At 41.0% G+C, this 26,314-nt stretch carries 28 protein-coding genes; 16 read left to right on the top strand and 12 right to left on the bottom strand.

The window, feature by feature from the left end:
- Positions 1 to 63: 63 nt before the first annotated feature.
- Both bshA and BUC17_RS05210 read left to right on the top strand, forming a co-directional pair.
- Entirely contained in the window at positions 64 to 1,194 is a 1,131-nt protein-coding gene (gene bshA / locus BUC17_RS05215; protein ID WP_073362329.1) for an N-acetyl-alpha-D-glucosaminyl L-malate synthase BshA, read from the top strand.
- The gene (locus BUC17_RS05210) at positions 1,191 to 1,631 is read left to right on the top strand and encodes a protease complex subunit PrcB family protein (protein ID WP_073362327.1); all 441 of its coding nucleotides are present in this window, start codon (positions 1,191 to 1,193) and stop codon (positions 1,629 to 1,631) included. Before bshA ends, BUC17_RS05210 begins: the two co-directional genes overlap by 4 nt.
- Before the next feature lie 20 nt (positions 1,632 to 1,651).
- Here BUC17_RS05210 and BUC17_RS05205 read toward each other — a convergent pair whose 3' ends face one another.
- Positions 1,652 to 2,137 (bottom strand): porin family protein, encoded by a 486-nt coding sequence (locus tag BUC17_RS05205; RefSeq protein ID WP_073362326.1) that lies wholly within the window; start codon positions 2,135 to 2,137, stop codon positions 1,652 to 1,654.
- A gap of 158 nt (positions 2,138 to 2,295) precedes the next feature.
- On the opposite strand from BUC17_RS05205, the gene aroC reads away from it, so the two are divergent.
- From aroC to BUC17_RS05190, 3 genes are all read left to right on the top strand, one after another.
- Positions 2,296 to 3,363 (top strand): chorismate synthase, encoded by a 1,068-nt coding sequence (aroC, locus tag BUC17_RS05200; RefSeq protein WP_073362450.1) that lies wholly within the window; start codon positions 2,296 to 2,298, stop codon positions 3,361 to 3,363.
- A 6-nt stretch (positions 3,364 to 3,369) separates the two neighbouring features.
- Positions 3,370 to 4,611: a dicarboxylate/amino acid:cation symporter gene (locus BUC17_RS05195; protein WP_073362324.1), complete on the top strand. Its 1,242-nt coding sequence runs from the start codon at positions 3,370 to 3,372 to the stop codon at positions 4,609 to 4,611.
- Positions 4,612 to 4,707: 96 nt separating this feature from the next.
- Entirely contained in the window at positions 4,708 to 5,733 is a 1,026-nt protein-coding gene (locus BUC17_RS05190) for a T9SS type A sorting domain-containing protein (RefSeq protein ID WP_159433927.1), read from the top strand.
- A 49-nt stretch (positions 5,734 to 5,782) separates the two neighbouring features.
- On the opposite strand, the gene BUC17_RS14150 is transcribed toward BUC17_RS05190, so the two are convergent.
- From BUC17_RS14150 to BUC17_RS05180, 3 genes are all read right to left on the bottom strand, one after another.
- Positions 5,783 to 5,920 carry a hypothetical protein gene (locus BUC17_RS14150; protein WP_200798321.1) on the bottom strand — a complete coding sequence of 46 codons (138 nt, stop codon included), beginning with the start codon at positions 5,918 to 5,920 and terminating at the stop codon, positions 5,783 to 5,785.
- 64 nt (positions 5,921 to 5,984) lie between these two features.
- Complete coding sequence (locus tag BUC17_RS05185) at positions 5,985 to 6,398, bottom strand: thiol-disulfide oxidoreductase DCC family protein (RefSeq protein ID WP_073362320.1); 414 nt, start codon at positions 6,396 to 6,398, stop codon at positions 5,985 to 5,987.
- Entirely contained in the window at positions 6,395 to 8,569 is a 2,175-nt protein-coding gene (locus tag BUC17_RS05180) for an endonuclease MutS2 (RefSeq protein ID WP_073362319.1), read from the bottom strand. Before BUC17_RS05180 ends, BUC17_RS05185 begins: the two co-directional genes overlap by 4 nt.
- An 82-nt stretch (positions 8,570 to 8,651) precedes the next feature.
- On the opposite strand from BUC17_RS05180, the gene ung reads away from it, so the two are divergent.
- Positions 8,652 to 9,314 carry a uracil-DNA glycosylase gene (ung, locus tag BUC17_RS05175; protein WP_073362317.1) on the top strand — a complete coding sequence of 221 codons (663 nt, stop codon included), beginning with the start codon at positions 8,652 to 8,654 and terminating at the stop codon, positions 9,312 to 9,314.
- Here ung and BUC17_RS05170 read toward each other — a convergent pair whose 3' ends face one another.
- From BUC17_RS05170 to BUC17_RS05135, 8 genes are all read right to left on the bottom strand, one after another.
- Complete coding sequence (locus BUC17_RS05170) at positions 9,315 to 9,899, bottom strand: hypothetical protein (protein WP_143161717.1); 585 nt, start codon at positions 9,897 to 9,899, stop codon at positions 9,315 to 9,317.
- 11 nt (positions 9,900 to 9,910) lie between these two features.
- Complete coding sequence (locus BUC17_RS05165; RefSeq protein ID WP_073362313.1) at positions 9,911 to 10,483, bottom strand: DUF3575 domain-containing protein; 573 nt, start codon at positions 10,481 to 10,483, stop codon at positions 9,911 to 9,913.
- A gap of 49 nt (positions 10,484 to 10,532) precedes the next feature.
- Positions 10,533 to 11,465, bottom strand: coding sequence for a transglutaminase-like domain-containing protein (locus BUC17_RS05160; protein WP_073362311.1), 933 nt, complete (start codon positions 11,463 to 11,465; stop codon positions 10,533 to 10,535).
- An 8-nt stretch (positions 11,466 to 11,473) separates the two neighbouring features.
- The gene (locus BUC17_RS05155; RefSeq protein ID WP_073362308.1) at positions 11,474 to 12,328 is read right to left on the bottom strand and encodes a substrate-binding domain-containing protein; all 855 of its coding nucleotides are present in this window, start codon (positions 12,326 to 12,328) and stop codon (positions 11,474 to 11,476) included.
- A complete protein-coding gene (locus tag BUC17_RS05150) occupies positions 12,325 to 12,864 on the bottom strand; it encodes a GNAT family N-acetyltransferase (protein WP_073362305.1) in 540 nt (179 codons plus the stop codon). The genes BUC17_RS05155 and BUC17_RS05150 overlap by 4 nt, the downstream gene beginning before the upstream one ends.
- Before the next feature lie 124 nt (positions 12,865 to 12,988).
- The gene (locus BUC17_RS05145; RefSeq protein ID WP_073362303.1) at positions 12,989 to 13,858 is read right to left on the bottom strand and encodes a nucleoside phosphorylase; all 870 of its coding nucleotides are present in this window, start codon (positions 13,856 to 13,858) and stop codon (positions 12,989 to 12,991) included.
- Positions 13,859 to 13,985: 127 nt separating this feature from the next.
- Positions 13,986 to 14,318 carry a translation initiation factor gene (locus BUC17_RS05140; protein WP_073362301.1) on the bottom strand — a complete coding sequence of 111 codons (333 nt, stop codon included), beginning with the start codon at positions 14,316 to 14,318 and terminating at the stop codon, positions 13,986 to 13,988.
- Between the two features lie 116 nt (positions 14,319 to 14,434).
- Positions 14,435 to 15,388, bottom strand: a complete 954-nt coding sequence (locus BUC17_RS05135) for an isopenicillin N synthase family dioxygenase (protein ID WP_073362299.1) — start codon at positions 15,386 to 15,388, stop codon at positions 14,435 to 14,437.
- A 206-nt stretch (positions 15,389 to 15,594) separates the two neighbouring features.
- Here BUC17_RS05135 and BUC17_RS05130 point away from each other — a divergent pair, with 206 nt between their 5' ends.
- From BUC17_RS05130 to BUC17_RS05085, 10 genes are all read left to right on the top strand, one after another.
- Complete coding sequence (locus BUC17_RS05130; protein ID WP_073362297.1) at positions 15,595 to 16,323, top strand: T9SS type A sorting domain-containing protein; 729 nt, start codon at positions 15,595 to 15,597, stop codon at positions 16,321 to 16,323.
- Between the two features lie 122 nt (positions 16,324 to 16,445).
- Positions 16,446 to 18,422 (top strand): alpha-ketoacid dehydrogenase subunit alpha/beta, encoded by a 1,977-nt coding sequence (locus BUC17_RS05125; protein ID WP_073362295.1) that lies wholly within the window; start codon positions 16,446 to 16,448, stop codon positions 18,420 to 18,422.
- Positions 18,423 to 18,681: 259 nt separating this feature from the next.
- Positions 18,682 to 19,914 (top strand): HD domain-containing protein, encoded by a 1,233-nt coding sequence (locus BUC17_RS05120; RefSeq protein WP_073362293.1) that lies wholly within the window; start codon positions 18,682 to 18,684, stop codon positions 19,912 to 19,914.
- Positions 19,915 to 19,951: 37 nt separating this feature from the next.
- Positions 19,952 to 20,971 carry a UDP-3-O-(3-hydroxymyristoyl)glucosamine N-acyltransferase gene (gene lpxD, locus BUC17_RS05115; RefSeq protein ID WP_073362291.1) on the top strand — a complete coding sequence of 340 codons (1,020 nt, stop codon included), beginning with the start codon at positions 19,952 to 19,954 and terminating at the stop codon, positions 20,969 to 20,971.
- A gap of 20 nt (positions 20,972 to 20,991) precedes the next feature.
- The gene (locus BUC17_RS05110; protein ID WP_073362289.1) at positions 20,992 to 22,380 is read left to right on the top strand and encodes a bifunctional UDP-3-O-[3-hydroxymyristoyl] N-acetylglucosamine deacetylase/3-hydroxyacyl-ACP dehydratase; all 1,389 of its coding nucleotides are present in this window, start codon (positions 20,992 to 20,994) and stop codon (positions 22,378 to 22,380) included.
- Between the two features lie 3 nt (positions 22,381 to 22,383).
- Positions 22,384 to 23,169 carry an acyl-ACP--UDP-N-acetylglucosamine O-acyltransferase gene (lpxA, locus tag BUC17_RS05105; RefSeq protein WP_073362287.1) on the top strand — a complete coding sequence of 262 codons (786 nt, stop codon included), beginning with the start codon at positions 22,384 to 22,386 and terminating at the stop codon, positions 23,167 to 23,169.
- 37 nt (positions 23,170 to 23,206) lie between these two features.
- Positions 23,207 to 23,773, top strand: coding sequence for an elongation factor P (gene efp / locus BUC17_RS05100; RefSeq protein WP_073362285.1), 567 nt, complete (start codon positions 23,207 to 23,209; stop codon positions 23,771 to 23,773).
- Positions 23,774 to 23,776: 3 nt separating this feature from the next.
- A complete protein-coding gene (locus BUC17_RS05095) occupies positions 23,777 to 24,709 on the top strand; it encodes a UDP-3-O-(3-hydroxymyristoyl)glucosamine N-acyltransferase (protein WP_073362283.1) in 933 nt (310 codons plus the stop codon).
- Positions 24,709 to 25,071, top strand: coding sequence for a hypothetical protein (locus BUC17_RS05090; RefSeq protein WP_073362282.1), 363 nt, complete (start codon positions 24,709 to 24,711; stop codon positions 25,069 to 25,071). Before BUC17_RS05095 ends, BUC17_RS05090 begins: the two co-directional genes overlap by 1 nt.
- Positions 25,071 to 26,249, top strand: coding sequence for a hypothetical protein (locus tag BUC17_RS05085; RefSeq protein WP_073362280.1), 1,179 nt, complete (start codon positions 25,071 to 25,073; stop codon positions 26,247 to 26,249). Before BUC17_RS05090 ends, BUC17_RS05085 begins: the two co-directional genes overlap by 1 nt.
- Positions 26,250 to 26,314: the final 65 nt, after the last annotated feature.

The raw sequence follows: 26,314 nt of genomic DNA, 5'->3' as shown, positions 1-26,314 counted from the left end.
AGTAAGTCGCTGATATAGGCTGTTTTGCTTTTTGGGGAAAAGTTTACGCTGCATTTCAACGATATGAAAATTGCAATTGTATGTTACCCAACCTTTGGGGGAAGTGGTGTAGTTGCCACAGAATTGGGTTTGGAATTGGCCCGAAAAGGTCATGAAATTCATTTTATCACCTACCGACAACCTGTTCGTTTAGCATTACTGAACCCCAACGTGCATTATCATGAAGTTAATGTGCCTGAATACCCGCTGTTTCATTACCAACCCTACGAATTGGCGTTGTCCAGTAAGTTGGTCGACATGGTAAAGCTACACAAAATCGAATTATTGCATGTGCATTATGCCATTCCGCACGCGTATGCAGGATATATGGCACAACAAATGTTGCGCGACCAAGGGATCCATATTCCTATGGTTACCACGCTTCACGGCACAGACATCACTTTGGTAGGTAAGCATCCTAATTATAAAACGGCGGTGAGTTTTAGTATTAATAAATCGGATATTGTGACCGCTGTTTCCCAGGATTTGAAAGAGGAGACTTACCGGCTCTTTGATGTAAAAAATGAAATTCATGTGATTCCCAATTTTATTGAATTGGAAAAACATCGCAATGAAAATCATATTGCTTGCCAACGTTCGGTGATGGCAAAAAAAGAAGAGCGAATTATTACCCATATCAGTAATTTTAGGAAGGTAAAGCGCATTCCCGATGTCGTTAAAATTTTTTATAAAATTCAACAAACCATACCTTCCAAGTTAATGTTAGTAGGGGATGGTCCCGAGCGACTACCCGCGGAACGATTGTGTGAAGAATTGGGCATTGTCGATAAGGTGATTTTCTTTGGGAATAGCAACGAAATCGATAGTATCTTGTCCTATTCCGATTTGTTTTTACTTCCTTCCGAAACAGAAAGTTTTGGCTTGGCAGCGCTTGAGGCAATGGCGTGGAGTGTGCCGGTGATTTCCAGTAACACGGGAGGATTGCCTGAAGTTAATGTGCAAGGCGTATCCGGTTATTTGGCTCCCGTAGGCGATATTGATGCTATGGCCAAAGACGCGATTGCAATTCTCAACAATAATGAGACGTTGGCTACGTTTAAGAAACAAGCGCTCGAAGTGGCCCAACAATTCGACATTGCGCTGATTTTACCCCAATACGAAAAATTGTACCATGAAGCCCTCCGAAAATCATGAAAAGAATCCTTTTTTTAGTAAGTAGCCTTTTTTTGCTCACCGCTTGTAAATCGACCTTGCCGCCTGAATCTAGTTATACGGCCTATGATATTTTATTTGGCAGGGACTATGATGGAGCTTCTTTTCAGTTTTTTGAAATGATTACCGAAGAAAGTGAATACCAAATGTTGCTAAAAGATCCCATTATTAGCCCGTATTTAAAACCAAACGATATTCAGGATAACAATTTTATTTTGGTTAATTTGGGTGAAAAGCCTACGGGTGGTTGGTCGATAAAGGTGGAAAAAGTAAAAATATTGAAAGATAAAGTCGAAGTAGTTATTCGCGAAATTCCCCCAAAAGGGATGGCAACTACGGCGATAACGACGCCTAATTTTGTGTTGAAAATAAAAAGTAAAAAACCAATCGACATACAAATAATAAATCCCGGCAAGTAACCGGGATTTACTGTTTATCGTTAGAATCGGTAACGTATTCCTAAAGCGATATCGGGACCAAAATTTTCGTCTCGGAAATCACTTGAATTCGAATAAATTTCTGGACGGAAATCCAAAGATAATTGCAACGGAATGTCAAAATTGTATTCTATACCAATATTCCCCGCCGCAAATAAAAATGTTCCATTATCGGAAACGCCATTTTTATCAAAGCTCCAACTTCCTAAACCACCACCAACACCGGCATACCAATTGAATCCGTTATCAATTTCCCACACCCACTGGTAAAGTCCTGTTAATTTAAACGCATCAACATTATTGCTGTTACGCCATCCTAGGTCAAATTCTAGACGGTTGTTTTTGGACAATCCTCTTTGGTATGAGATTTCTCCACCAAATCCGTCGTTGTCTCCCAAACGAAGTCCCAAAGCGTGTTTAGAAATGTCTTGTGCTTGGGCAAAATAGGCGCCTCCCAGCAAAGCGAACATGAACAGCATTTTTTTCATAGTTACAAAATTTAGTTAAACAAATTAGAGCGTGTTCTTTTACAAACCGTAAAATAAAGACTTTAGTATGTTTACATTAGAGTTTTTAAAAAAAAATTTTGTGCTTGAATCAAAAGTCCATGCCAAAATTAAGTTTTATATTTGTTCAAATTGCATCTATGGCTGGAAATACTTTTGGAACTTTATTGACGCTGACAACATTTGGCGAATCGCACGGTACTGCTTTAGGAGGTATTATTGAAGGTTTTCCTGCGGGAATTACCCTAGATTTTGAGGCTATTCAAATCGAAATGCAGCGAAGAAAGCCCGGACAATCGGCCATCGTGACCCAACGAAAAGAAGCCGATGAAGTTCAATTTTTATCGGGTATTTTTGAAGGAAAAACCACGGGAACTCCTATCGGCTTTATGATTCCCAATACGAATCAAAAATCGGCGGACTACAGTCATTTGGAGAATTCTTTTCGTCCGAGTCATGCCGATTATGTCTATGAAAAAAAATATGGAATTCGCGATTACAGAGGGGGAGGGCGTAGTTCAGCTCGTGAAACAGCATGCCGCGTTGTGGCAGGTGCGCTAGCCAAACAAATGCTTCCAAACGTAAAAATAAATGCTTTTGTTTCCTCTGTAGGCGATATATTTTTGGAAAAACCTTACCAAGCCTTAGATTTTTCACTTACCGAATCCAATCCTGTACGTTGTCCCGACCCGGAAACAGCAGCCCAAATGGAAGCTCTAATTAAAGAAATTCGTAAAGAGGGCGATACCATTGGCGGTACCGTTACTTGTGTTATTCAGAATGTACCTGTTGGGTGGGGAGAACCCGTTTTTGATAAATTACATGCGCAACTTGGAAAAGCCATGCTGTCGATCAATGCCGTAAAAGGGTTTGAATACGGTAGTGGATTTTGTGGAGCGCGAATGAAAGGAAGTACACACAACGACCGTTATGCCAATGATGGGACAACATTGACCAATTTGTCTGGAGGTATTCAGGGAGGAATCTCCAACGGAATGGATATTTATTTTAGAGTTGCTTTTAAGCCCGTCGCCACTTTGATTCAAGAGCAAGAGGTGCTTACCGCCGATGGTCGTATTGAAGTCCAACAGGGTAAAGGACGCCACGATCCTTGTGTGGTGCCTCGTGCAGTTCCTATCGTTGAGGCAATGGCAGCCTTAGTTTTAGCCGATTTTTCTTTAATTCACAATGCCTATCAAGGCAAATAATATTGCATGGAAACAGTAAAAAAATCATGGTTATCCAACCTCACGGTTCAAATTTTTATCGCCTTAATTCTCGGTATGGGACTAGGGGTTTATATTCACGATAACACGAGCACAAGCTTTGCAACGTCTTTCAGTGGTTACATAAAAATGTTGGCGACCATATTTATTCGTCTGGTACAAATGATTATTGCGCCTTTGGTATTTACCACTTTGGTGGTGGGGATCGCGAAGTTAGGCGACCTAAAATCGGTGGGACGAATCGGTGGAAGAGCCATGGGTTGGTTTTTTTCCGCTTCATTGATTTCGTTGCTTATTGGCATGTTTTGGGTGAATTTTTTTGAACCCGGAGTCGGCATCCAATTGATCGATGTTGACCACGAGGCGGCACAAGAAGTTACCCAAAAAACCCAAGATTTCTCGGCGCAACATTTTATTGAACACATCATTCCCAAAAGTATTTTTGAAGCGATGGCTACCAATGAAATTTTGCAAATCGTTGTATTTTCAATCTTTTTTGGTCTCGCTGCTGCCTCTATGGGGTCGTATACAGAACCCGTAATTAAGGTTTTGGATAAAGTCGCTCATATCATTTTGAAAATGGTTAATTATGTGATGAAGTTTGCTCCTTTTGGAGTTTTTGGTGCGATTGCTGCCGTATTTGCTACAAAAGATTTGGGAGATTTATTGTTTACCTATACCAAGTTTTTGGCTGCTTTTCTCGTCGGTATTGGGTCACTTTGGCTATTGTTGTTGGTTGTAGGATATCTATTTTTACGCCATAGATTAAAGGAGCTTTTGCAACGTATTACCTCTCCATTGGCTATTGCCTTTGGGACTACGAGTTCGGAAGCGGTTTTTCCTAAATTAACAGAAGAGTTAGAACGTTTTGGCGTAAAAGATAGGATTGTCTCATTTATGTTGCCGCTGGGCTATTCTTTCAATTTGGATGGCAGTATGATGTATATGACTTTTGCCAGTTTGTTTATCGCCCAAGCCTCGGGTATGCATATTGATTTACCCACACAAATGACGATGCTTTTGGTGTTGATGCTTACAAGTAAAGGGATTGCAGGGGTGCCTCGTGCCAGTTTGGTCGTAGTGGCGGCCACTTGCGGCATGTTTGATATTCCGGTCGAGGGAATTGCTTTAATTCTACCCATCGATCATTTTTGCGATATGTTTCGTAGTGCGACCAACGTATTGGGTAATGCGCTTGCAACAAGTGTAGTAGGGAAGTGGGAGAAATAAAAAAATGTTAAGGATAGTCCAAGTTCTGAAGACTTTTTCCTAAATTTGGAAAAACTTAAAAATAAATCAATGAAAAAAGTATTACTCGCTGTTTTTATGTTACCCGTGGCACTTCAAGCGCAAGTCTTGTTGACGGAAAACTTTAATACATTAACGGTAGGAAATGTTAGTGATAATATTACTGGCGCTACCCCTGGTCAAGGAGATTATTTCTTTTTTGCTTCAAACGGTACAGCTCCTACAACATCAACAAATGCTGCTGTTACCAATGCTCAAATTGTATCAGTGAATGCTGGTGATTTGGCACTTTCTCTAGAAGGTCCTGATGGTGATAAAGGCTCACGTTTCATGTGGCAAGATGGTTTTCCTGCGATATGGGCTACCCGTACTTCTGGAAATAACATTATTGAAATGGAGGTAGATATCAATCCCGGTGACGGAACTTCTACCAGCCGTAACACTTTTGGTGTATACATTTTTAATGCCGCGGGAGACCGAGTGCTTGGTGGTTTTGTAGTTCGTGCAGCAACCCGTGAGTTGTTTTTAGTTGCTTATTCTACCCCTACAGGTAATCCTGTTGGGAATTATAACTACAGTTTAGCGGCTGCACCTGGTATTCAATTGCCTGCAAATACGGTGAGCAGAATTGGAGTTTCTTATAATGTGACTACGCGTCAAGTGCTTATCAAAGGGCCTGGTATTGCTGCTGCAGGTGTTGGAGTTGTAGGAAGTTCTACTGCTACTGATCCTGCTGAAATCGATTTTGTTTCTTTCTCAGGAAACACTACTGCTGCACCAAACTCAGATTCTACAACTATGGTGATGGATAACTTGGTAGTCCGTGCTTCAAGCACAGATACTTTATTGAATACAACAGAAATCGCTTCTGAAGGTTCATTGAGCGTGTACCCTAATCCATCATCAGATGTTTTCAATGTAAATTCTCCTTCAGCTTTTACATCATATACCATTACAGATATCAACGGTAGAGTTGTAAAAACGGCTACTATGGAAGCGGCAACACAAGCACAAATCAATGTGGTTGACTTAGCACCAGGTGCCTATATTTTAAATATTGTTTCTGAAAATGGTTCAGCATCTCACAAAATTATCAAGCAATAAATTATTAATTACACATCTTACTTGATACAAAAAGACTAAGCTTTTGTGCTTAGTCTTTTTTGTTTTTAGAGCCCGAAGCCATTAATAGCACAGCCCCAATTAAACCAATAATGACAAGTCCGAAAATGACAATCATAACAAAAGCACCGTTGTCCCATGAATACAAAGGTAAAATACGAGTAAGCATCTCTTTTCTATTTTAAATTATACCCAAAGGTACGACGTTGAAAAAAGGGAAGAGGTGATAATTGTCATATAAACCGATGCATGAGGCTAGCATCAATATAACCGCAGCTCGCTTTTCGTCCAAACCATCGGTAACGATTTTTCGCAATGATCGTATACATCTTGTCTGTAATGGCTGGCGGAAGGATTGCAAAAATCAATGCCCCATAAAAGTACCAAGGAAGTGATTTTATTATTTCAAAAATAGCGGTGGATTTTAGATAATACGCTTTTTTGGGGATATACAAAATGATACTGTCTACCTTTTGATTTTCTAATCCGAAATACTTTTGAAGCGATTTTCCGGTTTCAGATTGAAGTTCCGTAAAGTAAAACACTTCTTTTTTATCATGACGCAAAAGGAGCCGCACCCAATAATCGCACAGCACACAGTGGCCATCGTAGATAATGAGTTTTTTAGAATCGGGGAGGGAAATCATTTCTTGGGGCGTTCTACAAATTCCAACATTTCGAGACTCACTTTGGACGTGAACAGACCGTAATTTACCGTAGCCTTATTTTTTTCAATACTATCCAAAGTACCCACCGCTTTCCCATCGGTCATCCGAACGCGATCTCCAAGTTGTAAGGCCATCTTGGGTTTGGCGCTCGCTTCTTGTTGGGTCTTTATCTTCTTTTCTTTTTTTTCTGTTCGAATGGATTCCACGGCAACATTCAATTCGGCAACCACCTTTTTTTGAACGATTTCTTTTTGTTTTTTCTCTTTGGCGCTGATTTTTTTTCGCTTCGAATTTTCTATCTCCACCAACTTGAGGAAATCTCCAATAAGTACTTTCTTATTTTTATCCGAAAAATATTTCTCCGCAATATCATCGATTTTCTGGCCCATATAAATCAACCTTTGATTGGCATCATACATTTCCTGATAGCGCTCCAATTTTTCCTGAATTTTCTTATTGGTTTGTTCCAATCGTTTGCTTTCTTCCCGAGCTTTGCTTTCCTCTTCTTTAAGGTTTTCCGATGTTTTTTCCATACGGCTACGCTCTTTCTGAAGTTTGGCAATGGTTTTATCAAAGCGAACTTTCTCGCCTTCTACCTTCTTTTTTGCCCGATTGATCAATCCATAAGGAATGCCATTTTTTTGGGCCACTTCAAAGGTAAAACTGCTCCCCGCCTGACCGAGATGTAATTTGTAGAGCGGCTCCAACGATTGCTCGTCAAACAACATATTGGCGTTGGTAGCACAAGGCAATTCGTTGGCTAGAATCTTTAAATTGGTATAGTGGGTGGTGATAATCCCAAAGGCTTCCCGATGGTAAAATTCTTCTAAAAACACTTCAGCCAACGCGCCTCCTAAATCAGGATCGGAGCCTGTTCCAAACTCATCAATGAGAAACAAGGTTTTGGCATTGCATTTTTTTAAAAAGTAATTCATGTTTTTTAACCGATAACTGTAGGTACTCAAATGATTTTCAATCGATTGATTGTCTCCAATGTCGGTTAAGATACGGTCAAACAAAAAGGTTTCGCTTCGTTCATGCACCGGAATAAGAATGCCCGATTGCAACATCAATTGCAATAGTCCCACCGTTTTCAAAGCAATCGTTTTTCCTCCGGCGTTGGGCCCAGAAATCACAATAATACGATTGTCTTGGGTTAATTCTAGGGTTTGCGGATAGGTAACTTCATTTTTCCGCTTATTGGTCACATACAAAATCGGATGGTAAGCCTCCCGAAGAAAAATTCTTTTTTCCTCGGTGATCGTGGGAAGTACCCCTTGAATGAGCTGCGCATAGCGGGCTTTCGCATGAATGACATCGATGGTACTTAAATAATCTTGGTATTGGTGGAGCAATTCAGCAAAAGGACGAATCTCGAAGGTAAGTCGTTTTAAAATGCGAATGATTTCTTCCCGTTCTTCGTATTCATATTGATTCAGTTCGCGGCTATACTTCAGTGTCGCTTCGGGCTCAATGTAGGCAATACTTCCTGTCTTGGAACTGCCCATAATGGACCCCTTGACTTTACGTCGGTACATGGCTAAGACGGCCAATACCCTACGGTTTTCAACAACCGTTTCTTTAATATCGTCCAAATACCCCAAACTTTGGTAATGCACTAGCGCTTGTCCAAAACTTTGGTTTACTTTGCCGCGCACCATGTTGATATTCCGACGGATATTGACCAAATCGGGAGAAGCATTGTCGCGAATAACTCCATATTTGTCAATAACAGCTTCTATTTTTTGAATAATGACTTTGGTGAACTCGACTTCAGAAGCCAAAAGATGCAGCGAAGGATAGTAGGTGTTGAATTTTTTTAAAAAGAGTAAATGGGTATTGACCGTTTCTGAAATAGTGGCGATTTTACGAAAGCTCTCCACTTCAAGGAAACTATCCTCAATAGAGAGCAGTTGTATGTCGGACGAAATGGTGTCAAACCCATGGTTGGGTATTGCATTGTTGTTGGAAAACGAGGAAACATACTCCGAAGTTTGGTGCAATGCAGCCATCAACTGATCTTTGTGTGAAAAAGGGGCTATTTGTTGCGCCTTTTCCAGTCCTAATTCAGTGACACAGTACTGGGAAATAGTTTCCAAAACGGTGTGAAATTCGAGATCTTTTCGCGTTTTTTCTGTAATTGCAATCATAATAAAATTCAACCCATCAAAGGTACAAAGTCAACCGTGCCTATCCTTTACTTTTTCCGTATTTTTGATAAAAAATTAAGAAATGTTGTGCTTACCGTCTACGTGGTCTATTTTGCTGAAAGATGAGATTGACAAACCGTATTTCCAAGATTTAAACCGTTTTGTAACCGCAGAGTACAAGCATCACCCTTGCTTTCCGCCAGCTGCACAAATTTTTGCGGCCTTAGACCAATGTTCATTCGACTCCACCAAAGTGGTTATCATCGGCCAAGATCCCTATCACGGATTGGGGCAAGCGCATGGATTGTCGTTTTCTGTTCCGGATGCCGTTCCGTTTCCACCTTCGTTGCACAACATTTTTAAAGAATTAGAATCCGATTTAGGCATTCCTTACCCACAGTCGGGCTGTCTTCAGCATTGGGCGACCCAAGGTGTTCTATTGTTGAATGCGATTCTGACCGTTCGTGCGCATGAAGCAGGAAGCCATCAGCAAAAAGGTTGGGAGCAATTTACGGATGCGGTAATTCAAAAACTTGCCAATGAAAAACACAATTTAGTTTTTCTACTATGGGGGAGTTATGCGCAAAAAAAAGGGAAATGGATCGACCGATCACGTCATTTGGTCCTCGAATCGGGGCACCCTTCGCCACTCAGTGCCAATCGGGGACTTTGGTTTGGAAATCGCCATTTTAGTCAAACAAATGCTTATTTAGTAGAGCATCACAATCAAGAAATTAAATGGTAATTAGTTGACGGTAAAGGTGTAAAAGCCGCTATTATTTAAGGCATTTGACGTAGTGTAAATTAGTAAAGTAATCGCATCAGAAGCTGAATTGGAGCGCAATTCAATGACATCTGTTTCTTCACTGTTATACCCATAACTTAAACGGTAAGTTCCCGAACTCAACAAGGGTAAGCCGGCTCTAAAAACATAGGCGTCTTGCACAGTATCATAGGGTGCTGTCGCCAAATAAAAGCCAAGATTTTGGAGTTGTCCACTGCTTACCTCCATTTGATTCGCTGGAACCGAAACGGGAACCCATTCGGAACCATTTTGTTTTTCTAAAACATATGAAAACGTTAAGGAAGGCGCATTGTTGGTTGTTTTTCGAATGTCCAACGGTGTACTTTGACCCAGCTCATTGACCAAACGATCTACCACACAATTCACGGTAATTTTATCACCCACAGCGTAACTAGCTTGGGTTTCAATAGTGACTAATCCATTTACACGAACATATTCAGTATTGTAAAAATCATCGTCGTTGGTATCACAACTACTGAAGCTAACCACAAAAAGACCTAGAAATAGTAAAACATTTTTTTTCATGACATTGAACATTAAAAACGATACCCTAAATTAATTCCTACGCGACTAATCACATCGGGACTCATTTCTTTGTTGGTGAGATTGGAACCAAATCCGACGAGTACCTCCAGCGCAAAAGCGTCTTTGAAATACATTTTATATCCCAAACTACCTCCTAAAGCAAAATCATTGTATTGGGTTTCTTTGATGGTGTAAAATCCATTACCACCGCTGTTTTCCCGCACAATTTCCTTAAAATCACCTCCATTGGCTGAAGCAAAAATTTCGGCAAAATAATACCGCGCTTTACTCTTAGAAAGGGCATAGCGTACATAAGGGTTAATTTCATACCGCGGAATATTGTTTCGAAAACCGTTGTTGTAATCGTCCTCTATTCGTGTACTATTTGAGAAATTACCGTTGACGCCAACAGAGAAGCTACCCTCAAAAAACCGCTCGTAGCTTACACTAATTTTACCATACGCTAAGGCCTGAAGGACATCGACACGAAATTCATTTTTCTTATTTACCATGGGTGAGGTTTGTTCTTGTGCCCAAGAAAAACCAAAACTAAAGAGAAGCAGGAGTATAGCTAATTTGCGCATTGTTTCGTATTTATAGGGCTAATATACTAAATATTTTACCCGAGACCATTTAATTCAACGTCAAAGCACTTAAAATTTCTTCTTTCATAAAAGGGCCACCCGGATATTTGGCGGTATAATCCAAGTTTAACCATACATTGCCCCGTTCGTCGATGTGATAATGCACGGCTTTGTGCTGACTTTCGTTGGGGAAAAGTACTTTTTTAATCAAATAATTTACGGTTTCCATGTCTTTACGCGTGCCGATATACAATTCAGGGTAAATATGGCCCGGGGTATGAATCAATCGCGGAATGCCTCCAATGGATTTAACTGCTGCCGCCATGAGAATCGAGTGGTCGTCACAATCCCCTGAAAGGTATTTTAACGATTCGTCCGCGCGGGCAATGTATTCATGTCCTACGGGATCGTGAACGTAATTCCACTGGGAGTTGATTTCTTTAAAAACAGCAAAACACTGAATGAGAGTCTGATAATCCTGATACCCTTGAACCGATTTAAAATGGGTGTTGATCGCTTTGAGGGCAAAGTTTCGAACTTGCGGATGGTCATAATCTATGGCTTTGATGATTTTGGACTTGTTTGGAAAGGGAAGCAATCGATCGATTACAATATCTTGTGGGAATGGGCTTTCCTCCATAGCATAGAGCATCGATTGATACTCTTCAAATACATTTTGGAATCCGTAACCCCCCACCGCAGTACCCCAAATCAAAAAAAGAAGATAGCCCGCAATGCTTATGAAAATTACTTTACGAAGTCGCACTAAAATCCATTGAAATACTGCTAAAATAAGCACTAATAGTCCTACGCGATCAATCGCTAATGGCCATTCAGGATCTTTGAGATTTTGATGTAAAATTAAAAAAACAGGAATGGTGAGCAGTAGGTTGAGTATCCCTATAATGACTTTATCCCAAGGATTGGGAATCGCGAGTTTCTCTTGCCATTGACGGAAACGCGAAAAGAAAGGATTTGTCATTGAAGGACTTACTTCAGTAGGTTTACAACTGTAGCAAAGGTATCTTTTTTATCAATAAGGTTTAAGCTCCACAAATGATTTTGAACCAACTCAAACTCTTTTTCTGACAGCGGATTTTGACTCCACTCGGTACAGGAAAGCCAAGCTTCAAGAGCTTCCTCTTTTTGATGAAAACGTTGGGCGAGTTGGGCAATCAAATGGGTTTGCTCCTTAAAGTGTTGTGTTTTGGCATTGATTGTATTAACGATTGATCGTACTGCCTCATTTTCATTGGCGAGCACTTCGTCCCGAACGGCAATCACAAAACAAGGCCACGGGGTGGGGCAAACACCAAGGCGACGAAAAATACCCGAATCCACTATTGGTTGGGTCATAAAGCGTTCCCACATAAAATAATCTGCGGTTCCTTGTTGTAACGCTTCCACAGCACCCTCAAGGGTATGCACAATTTGAAACTGTAGTGTGGCGGTATCCCAACCTTGTTGTTGCGCATGAACGTAAGCCATTAAATGCGAGCCTGAACCGAAACGCGAAATAGCTGCGGTAGTGTGTTGCAAGTCGGAAACCTCCTGAAATGCCGATTTCCCACCCACATGAATGCCCCATACGAGCGGCGTAGCGACATACAATTGTACTATTTTGGCAGGGCAACCCCCAAGAATATCTTTGACCATACCTTCGGTCAATACCACGGCCATATCGGTTTCTCCGGAGCGGAGCATTTGACACATTTTTCCGGTACCTTCGGGGATATCGGTCCATTGTAAATCCACACCAACACGCTCAAAATCGCGATCAGCGATACTTTGGTACCAAGGCATATTAAAATGCTCGGGAACTCCTACAATTTTTATCGTTTTCATAGTTTCGAACTGGGATTTTCTAAGGCATACCAATTCCAAAGTACGCCCGCGGGATCGGGGTAGGTTTCTTGATGGATAAACCCTGTTTTTTGTAAAATGCGATTGGAAGCGCCATTTTCTTTGTGGGCGTAGGCATTCATTACCGGAATTTTAAGGGTTTCAAATCCGTACTGTAGCCAAGCAATAGTAGCTTCAGTGGCATAGCCTTTGCCCCAGTGCGCTTCGGCAAGACGGTATCCGTAATCAAAGAAGTTGGTGTTGCCATTTTCTATATGGTCGTCGATAAACTTGATGCCTGTCCAACCAATAAATTCATCGGTTGCTTTTAAAAACGTGGCAAAACGCCCAATTTGATTCCGTTCGTATTGTCCTAGAATGTACTCGATAATTTTTACCGATTCTTCCCGTTCAAGCGTGGGTTGTTGCCATAAATATTCATGCACCTTCGGATTGTTATCCATGGCGAACAAGTCGGCTGCATCCGAAATTTTGAAAGGACGCATATACAATCTTTCGGTTTCTAAACGTTGAATCATCACGGTTTGTTTTAGCCCCGACCTGCCTGCCGGCAGGCAGGTAGAGCCGATATCCTCGTAGCTTTGGCGGAGAGACCTGCCTGCCGGCAGGCAGGTAAAGGCGAAAGCGGGAAATAGCTCCTGATTATGATTGTGCTAATTTATCCAAAGTGTAGGCAATCAAGGCGTCTACGGCTTTGTATGGATCAGCACTAAAGGTACCATTGGCACGGTTGGCGATAATGGCATTCAGTGATAAACACTCGTGGCCCAAAAGTTTACCTAAGCCATAAATGGCACCCGTTTCCATTTCCAAATTGGTCATTTTGATTCCCTCAAATTCAAAGGCGTCCATTTTTGCATTTAATTCTGGATCTTGAATGAGTAAACGTAAAACTCTTCCTTGCGGACCATAAAATCCGCCTGCCGTTCCCGTAAATCCTTTGAGGATACGATCACTTTCAATGCGCTTTGCCAAGGTTTCAGAGGCCTTAATGACATAAGGGCGCCCTTTACGTAAGTCCCAGTTGGTTTGTTGGATGAAAGCGTCTTCGATATTTTTTTCTGAGATATCGTCAATCAAATAGGAGCGAAGCATGTTATCCAAACCCAATCCGTATTGGCTCATGACAAAACTATCGACGGGAATGTCGGCTTGTAACGAACCTGAGGTTCCAATTCGGATAATATTCAACGACGTTAATTCGTCTTTAACCGTTCGCGTCGCTAGATCAATATTGACCAAAGCATCCAACTCGTTCATGACAATGTCAATGTTATCCGGACCAATCCCCGTGGACATTACCGTCATGCGTTTTCCTTTGAAATACCCGGTTTGGGTTTTAAATTCGCGTTTTTGTTGTGAAAATTCGATGCGGTCAAAATGTTGGGTAATCTTTTCAACGCGGTTTTGATCGCCCACAAAAATAATGTCGTGGGCAATATGTTCGGGAAGTAAGTTTAAATGGTAAACACTTCCGTTGGGATTTAATATTAATTCAGATGAAGCAATCATCGGTGATAGTTATTAGTTGTTAGTGACTAGTGACTAGTGATTAGATTCGAAACTACTGGGTTGACCAGTGACAATTATTTGAAAGAAACACGATTTAAAATTCATCATTTATCATTCAAAATTCATGTTATCCTCCCACGCGCTTCACTTTGAAGCCTTTTTCTTTCAATAGATTCATAATTTTATCGCGGTAGTCGCCCTGTATGATAATCGCACCGTCTTTGAAGCTGCCGCCTACGCTCAATTTGGTTTTGATTTCTTTGGCTAAGATTTTAAAATCTTCATCTTCGCCCTCATACCCTTCAATAATGGTCGTAGGTTTTCCTTTTCGCTTTTCATATTTGCAAATCATCGGTTCTTTTTGAACAAACAATTCGTGTTCTTGCGGAACTTCAGGTTCGGGTTCCGTTGGGATATGATCAGGGAATAGCTTTTTCAGTTGTTCTTCTAAGTTACTCATGGGAGTGCTACTTTGTTAGGTTTTATATATCCGAATAATCAAGGGGTAAAAAACCAAATTCCAAATCCCAACAGTGCATTGGAATTTGGAATTTCAGTTTTGGAAAATTTGTTCCCTTATTTTTTAATCAATCCTAATTCCACCAAACGTTCATTTAAGAAATCGCCCGCGGTGATGTCCTCATACAATTTCGGATTGTTTTCATCGATACATTGCGGTAGGCAATCCAATTTCATATCGCTTACCGGATGCATGAAAAAGGGAATCGAGAAACGCGAAGTTCCCCACAATTCCCGCGGTGGATTAACCACTTGGTGAATGGTTGATTTTAATTTATTGTTGGTATGTCTGGACAACATATCGCCCACATTAATCATCAATTCATCTTCTTGCGCAATGGCATCAATCCATTGGCCTTCATGGTTTTGGACTTGCAATCCTTTGCCTTGTGCTCCCATTAACAGGGTAATCAAGTTGATGTCACCATGGGCAGCCGCACGAACAGCACCGTCTTTCGGTTCATCCGTAATAGGCGGGTAGTGGATCGGACGTAAAATACTGTTCCCGTCTTTGATGTAATTGTCAAAATAAAATTCATCCAAACCAATGTGTAATGCCAAAGCACGAAGTACATAAACTCCCGTTTTTTCCAACATTTGGTAGGCTTGTTTTCCAACGGTATTGAATTTAGGTAATTCTTCTACGATTACATTGTCGGGATATTCACCTTCCCATTTAGAGCCTTCGCTTACGTATTGGCCAAAATGCCAAAATTCTTTTAAATCTCCAGCGGAACGACCCTTGGCATGTTCTTTACCAAAAGAAACATAACCGCGCTGACCTCCAATACCTGGAATCTCATATTTTGCTTTGGTTTCCAATGGAAGATTGAAGAAGTTGCGCACTTCATCATACAATTCTTCCACCAATTGATCATCAAGAAAATGACCTTTTAATGCTACGAAGCCAATTTCTTCGTAGGCTTTGCCGATTTCATTTACAAATTTTTGTTTACGTGCCGGATCATCCGACAGGAAATCACGTAAGTCAACACTTGGAATTTGTTGCATACTAAACCTTTTTTGTTAATAACTTAAACGCTGTGAAATCAAAGCGCAATCACAAATGTACAGTTTTTTATTAAGTTGCAAACGAAAGTTATCAACATCTCCTTTTCGTCATTTTATCGATAAAAATAGGTCACCCATCGAGAATACTTGTGCCCTCCAAAAACAAGGTGTATTTTTAGGTAACTAATCCCTTAATTCCTAGCCTTATGAAACGAAACTACATGCTTTTCCTTTTGTGCACTACATTCGGTTTTGCCCAAACAGGCTCGTTGTGCAATGACCCCATTGTAATTTCATCTTTACCCTTTGCCGTTTCCGATAATACGGCAAATTTCGGAGATAACTACGATCCGCAAACCACCACACATCCTACCTGTGCTACAACCACTTTCGGCAATTATTACCATGGCGGCAACGATGTGATTTATGCGTATACCCCTTCTGTCAGTCAAACCTTAAAGATTGAAATTCCCAATGCGCTGGGTTGGACGGGAATGTTTGTCTATACGAACTGTGCTAATATAGGTGTACAATATGCGGCTTGTGCAACAGGAGTTTCTGCAGGAGCACGCACGATAAACAATTTTTCGGTTACCGCAGGTCAAACCTATTATATTTACATATCGAGTTGGCCTTCTCCACAAACCGTAACATATACCTTAAATGTAACCGAAGTAGCCCTGTCTACCAATGACTTGAGTTCGACTTTGGAGCAAACGCTAATTTATCCCAATCCGACAGGAAATACTTTACATATTAAAAGTGAGCTGCCATTGGAAAAAGTAATTTTATACCACAGCAATGGACAACAAATAGGCGCTTTTCCTTTGATCGACAACGCCATCGATGTTACGCCACTCCCCACAGGATTGTATTGGGTTGAACTCATAACTACAGAACAACAAAAGACCGTAAAACGATTTATCAAATCGTAGTTTCTTACTTATATAAAAGCGATAAAAAAGCACTCCATAAGGTGTGCTTTTTTTATGTAAAAACACCTTGAAATCCTGTAACGTTTTAGTACATTTGGCGTCACAAACCACAAACAAAACGAATGGACTTTAATCGTCACAATTTATCCAACGAGCAATTGTTGGATTTGTATAAAAAATTACTGAAACCCCGCTTGATTGAAGAGAAAATGCTCATTTTGCTCCGACAAGGAAAAGTGTCAAAATGGTTTTCAGGTATTGGGCAGGAAGCTATTTCTGTGGGAATTACCGCAGCTTTGGATAAGGATGAATACATTCTTCCCATGCATCGGAATCTCGGTGTTTTCACTGGTCGTGATATTCCACTGCACAAGTTGTTCTCGCAATGGCAAGGTAAAAAATCGGGTTTCACCAAAGGCCGTGACCGCAGTTTTCACTTTGGGACACAAGAGTATAAAATCATCGGCATGATTTCGCATTTGGGGCCCCAAATGGGGGTAGCCGACGGAATCGCTTTGGCTAATAAACTAAAGAAAAACGGAAAAGTAACCGCCGTATTTACCGGGGAAGGCGCCACTTCTGAGGGTGATTTTCACGAGGCGTTAAATATCGCAGCCGTATGGGACTTGCCCGTACTTTTCGTCATCGAAAATAACGGTTATGGTTTGTCAACACCTACCAACGAACAATACCGTTGCGAAAATCTCGCCGACAAAGGCGTTGGTTACGGCATGGAAAGTCATATCCTTGACGGCAACAATATTTTAGAGGTTTTCACCAAAATTTCCGAACTCAAAGCTTCCATGCAAGAAAACCCGCGTCCCGTTTTATTGGAGTTCAAAACGTTCCGTATGCGGGGTCACGAAGAGGCGAGTGGTACCAAATACGTTCCCCAAGAACTCATGGACATGTGGGCAATTAAAGATCCGATTGCCAACTACCAAGCCTTTCTTAAAAATGAAGGGATTTTGACAGAAGCGCAAGACGAGACTTTTCGCGCCGAAATCAAGCAAGAAATCGATGCGCATTGGGCCATTACCCAGGCCGAACCAGACTTTGTAGCTGATTTAAATGAAGAGTTAAATGATGTTTACGAATCATTTGATTATCAAGAAGTAAAACCGTCAAGTGAAACTGAGAATATCCGTGTGATTGATGCCATTTCAAGCGCTTTGCGTGAAGCGATGCAACAACATCCTAATTTGGTCATTATGGGCCAAGATATTGCCGAATACGGAGGAGCTTTTAAAATTACCGATGGATTCGTGGCACAGTTCGGTAAAGAGCGGGTTCGCAATACGCCCATCTGTGAAAGTGCTGTCGTTTCAGCGGCCAACGGACTCTCGATCAACGGGTATAAAGCCATCGTCGAAATGCAGTTTGCCGACTTCGTTTCAACAGGTTTTAATCCAATTGTCAATTTGTTAGCCAAGCAACGCTACCGCTGGGGCGAAAAGTCCGATGTCGTAGTGCGTATGCCCTGTGGTGGCGGTACGCAAGCGGGACCGTTCCACTCCCAAACCAATGAAGCTTGGTTTACCAAAACGCCAGGTTTAAAAGTGGTATACCCCGCGTTTCCGTATGATGCAAAAGGACTTTTAATTACTGCCATTAACGACCCCAATCCGGTGATGTACTTTGAGCATAAGCTCTTGTATCGCAGTATCTATCAAGAAGTGCCCAAAGGCTATTATACCTTACCTTTGGGAAAGGCTTCTTTGCTACGCGAAGGCGATCAAGTGACCATTATTTCCTTTGGTGCAGGCGTACATTGGGCATTAGAACTGTTGGACAAACATCCTGAAGTTCGTGCCGATGTATTGGATTTGCGAACGCTGCAACCTTTAGATACTGAAGCCATACTGCAATCGGTTAAAAAAACAAACAGAGCCATTATTTTACAAGAAGACACCTTGTTTGGCGGTATTGCGAGCGACATTTCCTCTTTGATAATGGAGCAGGCGTTCGAACATTTGGATGCGCCCGTTGTTCGGGTAGGTAGTTTGGAAACTGCTATACCGTTTATGAAAACCCTTGAGGATCAGTATTTACCCAAAGAACGCTTTGAAAAGGCGTTATTGGAACTGATTGCGTATTAATTTTTTTCAGGAGCTATTTCCTGCTGTCCGCTGTATCTCACTTCGTAAACTCCGTGAGGATGCCGCTCCCATCAGGGCTAGCAGTGCAAAAATCAAGTATAGAAAACCTAATTACCCCGCGTAGTTAGGTTTTTTTTACCTGTATGTAAGGTCTTTTGATAAGAGAGGCGTAAGTAAAGCATTTAAATTTCAAGTACAAAACCAATTGATATTGCGCTTTTTCCCTTTTCACGTATATTTGTGCTCTTATTTAAATGGTGTGAATTCGACCAACAAACTTAAAATATTCAACGATCCCATCTACGGATTCATTTCGATTCCCAATTCATTGGTTTTTGATCTTATTCAGCATCCCTATTTTCAGCGTTTACGCCGTATTTCGCAAATGGGATTGTCGTATCTTGTGTATCCGGGTGCCCATCATACCCGTTTTCACCACGCCTTGGGGTGTATGCACATCATGCAAAAGGCTGTAGAAACACTCAAATATAAAGGGGTTCAATTTACCGAGGAAGAAGAAAATGCACTCTACATTGCTATACTGTTGCACGATATTGGTCATGGTCCTTTTTCTCACGCAATGGAACACAGTATCGTAGAGGGAATTCAGCATGAGGAGATTTCGTTGCAATTCATGCACGCGTTAAATCGGCATTTTAACGGCCAACTTGATTTGGCAATTCAAATTTTTAAAGGCGATTACCACCGAAAATTTATGCTTGAATTGATTTCCAGTCAGTTGGACATGGATCGCATGGATTACCTCAAGCGCGATAGTTTTTACAGTGGAGTAGCCGAAGGTAATATCAACAGTGACCGCTTAATTCAGATGATGAATGTCGCTGATGATCATTTGGTAATTGAAGAAAAAGGCGTATACTCCGTAGAAAAATTTCTTATGGCTCGCCGACTCATGTACTGGCAAGCGTATTTGCATAAAACATCGGTTGTAGCGGAGTTGATTTTGACAAAAATCTTAAAGCGCGCCAAAGAACTCACACAAAAAGGTAACGAACTGCCTTGTAGCGCCCCCTTGCAATTTTTTCTGCAAAATAAAGTAGCGCGAACTGATTTTGATGGGGAGCCGCTAACGCAATTTGCCTTATTGGATGATTATGATGTTATGGTCGCTATTAAATCGTGGCAATTTTCTTCAGATTTCGTGCTGGCTGAATTATGTAAAATGATTGTCAATCGCGAATTGTTGAAGATTGACATGTCGGAAGAAAAGCCTGTTGCCTCAAAGATACAAACGTTAAAAGCCCAATTGTTAGCCCATTATCCCATTGCAGCCAACGACTCGGATTATTTTGTTTTCAAAGGAAAATTAAAAAACATCGCCTACAACAAAGAAAGTGTACCGATACGAATCATCAAAAAAGACCGGTCTGTTGAAGTGTTGGAAGATACTTCAGAACCGCTTCAAGTAAGAGCCTTATCGAAGGCTGTAACGAAGTATTTTGTATGTTATCCGAAAGTATTACTGGGATAAAACGGCTTATTTTGTTAAATTTTATATTTTTGTCAGAATGAAATTTACAGCGGAACAAATAGCGGGTATTTTAGGCGGAGAAGTGGTTGGAAATCCACAAATTGAAGTCTATAAATTGGCCAAAATCGAGGAGGGGACAGCGGGTTCATTATCCTTTTTAGCCAATCCAAAATACCAAAATTATATCTACACCACTCAAGCGTCCATCACGATTGTGAACCACACGTTTGAGCCTGAACAACCCATTACCACTACCTTAATTAAAGTGGAAGATGCCTACAAGTCCTTTTCCAAACTTCTAGAATATTACAATCAAGTAAAGTTGATGAAGTCGGGTATTGAACAACCGTCCGTGATTTCGGAAGGGGTGACCTACGGCGATCATCTTTACTTGGGAAGTTTTTGTTACATTGGAAAAAATGTGAAAATTGGAAACAATGTCAAAATTTATCCCAACTCATTTATAGGGGATAATGTGGTTATCGGAGATGATTGTATTTTGTTTGCAGGCGTTCGAATTTACTCTGAAACTGAAATTGGTAACCATTGCACCATCCACTCGGGCGTTATCATCGGTTCGGATGGATTTGGTTTTGCCCCTTCAGAGGATGGAACCTACAGCAAAATCCCTCAAATTGGAAATGTAATTCTAGAAGATCATGTAGAAGTAGGGGCGTGTACGACTATCGACCGTGCAACGCTAGGCTCTACCATCATACGCAAAGGCGTTAAACTCGATAATCAAATCCAGATTGCACACAATGTAGAAATTGGTGAAAACACCGTGATTGCCTCACAAACCGGTATTGCGGGATCTACCAAAATCGGTAAAAACTGCATGATCGGTGGGCAAGTAGGAATAGTAGGCCATATTACCGTAGGCAATAATGTACGGATTCAAGCACAATCGGGTATCGGAAAAAGTATCCCCGATGGCGAAACGATTCAAGGAAGTCCGGCCTTTAACTATGGCGATTGGAATAAATCGTATGTCCATTTCCGTAATCTTCCCAAAATTGTGGCCGATTTGGACAATCTCAAGAAAAAATTAAGCTAAACAGAATTAATACAAGCATTATGGTTAAACAAAAAACCATTCAATCAGAAATTACCCTTACGGGTGTTGGACTTCACACAGGAAAAGAAGTGACCATGACGTTAAAGCCAGCACCTATCAATAATGGATTTACCTTTGTACGTGTGGATTTGGAAGGTTCCCCAGTCATTGAAGCCGACGCCAACTATGTAGTAAATACCCAGCGCGGAACCAATTTAGAAAAGTTGGGCGTAAAGATTCAAACCTCTGAACATGTTTTAGCGGCTTGCGTAGGATGTGATTTGGACAATGTGATTATCGAATTGAATGAGTCGGAACCCCCGATTATGGACGGTTCTTCCAAGTATTTTGTAGAAGCAATCGAAAAAGCAGGAATCGTTGAGCAAGAGGCTGAACGGTATTGTTATGTGGTAAAAGAAGTTATTTCGTATATCGATGAAAGTACGGGGAGCGAAATCATTGTCATGCCTGCCGACGATTACCAAGTAACCGCTATGGTTGATTTTGGTACAAAAGTCTTGGGTACCCAAAACGCGACGTTGAAGAGCATGTCCAATTTCAAAGCGGAAATTGCAAGTGCGCGAACCTTTAGTTTTTTACATGAGTTGGAAACGTTACTAGACAACGGACTCATTAAAGGAGGCGATTTGAACAATGCCATCGTGTATGTTGACAAGGAAATCTCCGAAAAAACGATGGAGAACTTGAAAAAGGCCTTTGGAAAAGAAAATATTTCGGTTAAACCCAACGGTATTTTAGATAACCTTACGTTGCATCACCCTAACGAAGCTGCCCGCCACAAATTGCTAGATGTTATTGGTGATTTGGCCTTGATAGGTTGCCGTATCAAAGGGAAAGTTATCGCCAACAAACCAGGGCATTTTGTCAATACGCAATTTGCCAAAAAACTATCTAAAATCATCAAGATAGAGCAACGCAATCATGTGCCTACTTATGATTTAAACAAAGAGCCTTTGATGGATGTGACCAAAATCATGAAAATGTTGCCCCATCGTCCGCCATTTTTGTTAGTGGATAAAATCATCGAAATGTCTGAATCTCATGTCGTGGGATTGAAAAATGTGACGATGAATGAGGACTTCTTTGTGGGTCATTTTCCTGGAGCTCCTGTCATGCCAGGTGTTTTGATTGTTGAAGCTATGGCACAAACGGGAGGGATTTTAATTTTAAGCTCTGTTCCAGATCCCGAAAATTACCTGACTTATTTTATGAAAATCGACAACGTAAAGTTCAAGCATAAAGTTTTACCGGGCGATACGTTAATATTTAAATGTGATTTGATTTCGCCTATCCGTCGCGGAATATGCCATATGCAAGCCAACGCTTATGCCAACGGGCGCTTGGTCGCTGAAGCGGAACTCATGGCACAAATCGTCAAAAACCAATAAATTATGAATCAACCGCTAGCCTATGTGCATCCCGGTGCTAAGATTGCTAAGAATGTAGTAATCGAGCCATTTACCACTATTCATAACAACGTCGAAATCGGCGAAGGAACTTGGATTGGTTCAAACGTGACCATCATGGAGGGAGCTCGCATCGGAAAGAATTGTAATATTTTCCCTGGCGCTGTAATTGCAGCGGTGCCTCAAGATTTGAAATTTGGTGGGGAAGATTCTCTTGCTATCATTGGGGATAACACGACGGTTCGTGAATTTGTAACCATCAACAGAGGAACTATCGCTTCGGGGCAAACCAAAATTGGAAGCAACTGTTTGATCATGGCCACTGCTCACGTTGCGCATGATTGCCATATTGGGGATAACGTGATTATTGTCAATGGTGTGGCGCTGGCAGGACATGTCGTCGTAGGGAATTTTGCCATCATCGGTGGATTAGCAGCGATTCATCAATTTATTCATATCGGTGAACATGCTATGATTTCTGGCGGTTCTCTGGTACGTAAGGATGTTCCGCCCTATACTAAAGCCGCTAAGGAACCTTTATCGTATGTTGGAATTAATTCGGTAGGCTTGCGTCGACGCGGATTTTCAACGGAAAAGATTCGAGAAATTCAAGATATTTACCGCATTTTATACCAAAAAAATTACAATACCTCGCAAGCGGTGGGGATTATTGAAGCTGAAATGGCGGCTTCTCCCGAACGCGATGAGATTTTAGATTTTATTCGCAATTCATCCCGCGGTATTATGAAAGGGTATTCAGGAACGTATTAAAAATAACTAAAATTTTAAATTTAAAAAATCAATACTAATGGCATCTACGGCAGATATTCGTAACGGACTTTGTATCAAATTCAACCACGACATTTACAAAATTATTGAGTTTCTTCATGTGAAACCCGGAAAAGGTCCCGCTTTCGTGCGTACCAAATTAAAATCATTGACGACAGGAAAAGTATTGGATAATACCTTTTCTGCAGGTCATAAAATTGATGTAGTTCGTGTAGAAACCCATACATTTCAGTATTTGTACAACGAAGGCAATGATTATCATTTTATGAATACCGAATCCTATGAACAAATCACGTTGAACAAGGATGTATTGGATGCACCTCAGTTTTTAAAAGAGGGAACCAATGTAATGGTACAAATTAACACCGAAACCGATATGCCTTTGTCGGTTGATATGCCTGCTTCTATTGTGTTGGAGGTGACTTATGCCGAACCGGGTGTGAAAGGAAATACAGCAACCAATGCAACTAAACCGGCTACGGTTGAAACAGGAGCCAATGTTAACGTTCCTTTGTTTATTAATGAAGGAGATAAGATTAAAATTGATACCGCTACGGGTGATTATTTGGAACGGGTAAAAGAATAACACATGAAGTTCCCGCAAACGCACACGTTGAAAGAAATTGCAGCAATCATCGATTCCCAGTATGTGGGAGCCGATGATTTTCCTGTTGAAGGGATGAACGAAATTCATGTCGTGACCCCCGGAGATATTGTTTTTGTTGATCATCCGAAGTATTATGACAAGGCGCTACAATCGGCGGCTACTATAGTACTGATTAACAAAGAAGTTCCTTGTCCTGAAGGAAAAGCACTTTTGATTTCCGACGATCCGTTTCGGGATTTTAACAAACTTACCCGGTATTTCCGTCCATTTGTGGCGGCACAAGCAGCCGTTTCGTTGTCGGCAGAGATCGGCGAAGGGACCATAATTCAACCGAACTGCTTCATTGGAAATCACGTTCGCATCGGAAAAAATTGCATTATACATTCCAATGTCTCGATTTACGATCATACTCAAATTGGCGACAACGTGATTATCCAAGCCGGCACGGTATTGGGGGCCGATGCATTTTATTATAAAAAACGTCCCGAAGGATTTGACCAATTGCTTTCCGGGGGGCGGGTAGTTATAGAAGATCATGTGGGCATTGGTGCCTTATGTACTATTGACCGCGGCGTCACTGGGGATACGACCATAGGTGAAGGTTCAATTTTGGACAATCAAATCCACGTGGCACACGATACAATCATTGGAAAAAAATGTCTCATCGCCGCCCAAACAGGCATTGCAGGATGTGTAGTCATTGAAGATGAAGTGACTATTTGGGGCCAAGTAGGAACCAATAGTGGCATTACTATCGGTACCAAAGCAGTCATTCTGGCGCAATCTGGAGTGACAAAATCGGTAGCCGGCGGAATTACTTACTTCGGTACTCCCGCCGAAGAATCGCGTGAAAAATTAAAACAAATGGCTTACGTGAAGCGTTTACCTGAATTGTTGAATAAAAAACCCGAATAATGCAACCGAAAGATCTAGTTTTAGACTTATATAAATCAGATGTATTATTGCATCGCGATGAAGTAAAACAGTTTTTGCATCCCGAATTAATTATCGAATGGAACAGCACCAAAGGATTCGTTCAGATGGATGCTAACGATGTGCTCAATTTGAGTGAAGAATTGAATCGGGCGTATGTTCGTTCCAAAATTCGTATTTCTCACCTCATTCAAGAAGGAAACTTCGTTTCGGTACGCTATTCTCATTTTGTGAAAACGATTGAAAATCCGAGAGAAGAGATGTTATTGGCCAATTTCTTTGTAATTTGGGAAGTGAAAGATCAAAAGCTGTATCGCGGTTATCAAATGAGCCAATTCGGATAATGCACAAAACGATTTGGGTTACAGCAATCGTGCGTCTTACATTGCTGGCGCATCTTTTGACCCAACTTTTTCTGTACAAAGCGTGGACCCTGAATCGTGTTTTTCCCACGCTTACTGTATTTCCATTTGCTCAAAATCTTCCCAGGGAATTTCCATTTATTTTATATTGTGCTACAATAGCTATTACCTTATTGTTGTTGTGGAAACCGCATTGGAAAAAGGGCGTCGGACTGTGGATTGTACTGGTCGTGGGCTCATGGGCTTGGGATTATGTTTTTTGGCAACCCTATACCTATTGTTTTTTGGCGATTGCCGTGATTCATTTTTTCTCCAAGTCAGAAAAACAGTTTTGGACGCGTTGCTTGCTTCTTCTTTCGGCGTTGTACACCTTCAGCGGACTCCATAAAATCAATGGGGCATTTTTGTATACGATTTGGGATTCCTACGTATTAAAAAACCGTTTTGGGATCACTTCCAACGATTCCTTTTTTTTATTTTTTCACTATGCGGGATTACTAGTAGGTTTGATTGAAATTCTTTTCGGAATTGGATTGCTCTTTCAACAAACGCGTCTTGGGGCGTTTCGTGGACTAGTGCTAATGCATGTGTTGATTTTATTAGGGTTGTCTCCAATAGGTTTTTTTTCCAATGGAGTTGTGGTACCATGGAATATACTGTTGTTAGGCATCAGTGGTATAGGATGCGTTGCCACAAAAAAACGTTTTTTTGACGCACTTTGGCCCTTAGAGTTTAAAAAGCACGGTTTGGTCATCCTCTGTTTTTGGATTTTGCCCGTGTTTGGATATTTTGGGTACTATAATCGGTATTTTTCCTTTGATGTATACAGCGGAAAAGGGAAGTCGCTCTCAATTATTTTTGACAACTATAACGACTGTCCAAAACCGTTGCTCTCTTTTTTACATCTGCGAAAAATTGAAAACAAAACGTATTGGGTAGTGAGTCCGTCGCGATGGTGCAAGCGCGAACTCCATCTTGTACTCCCTAATGATGACTACATATTACATTCATTTGTAGTAGCTTACGAAAAGGAGTTTTCCAATTCAAAAGGATATTGGTATATCACTTCCTATCCATTTACAGCCAATACCTCCTATCGGATAAAAATGGGTAATCCGTTACAAGTCGGGTGTATAGAAAATTTGCAAAAAAAACGATAAAATTCTATGAATAGTGCATTCTATTCTGAATCTGTTTTCCTATTTTTGTGACACCTTTTAACAAA

This window comes from Flavobacterium fontis, from assembly GCF_900129405.1.
GTDB classification, from domain to species: domain Bacteria; phylum Bacteroidota; class Bacteroidia; order Flavobacteriales; family Flavobacteriaceae; genus Flavobacterium; species Flavobacterium fontis.
This window is presented reverse-complemented; position numbering and strand designations above follow the sequence as displayed.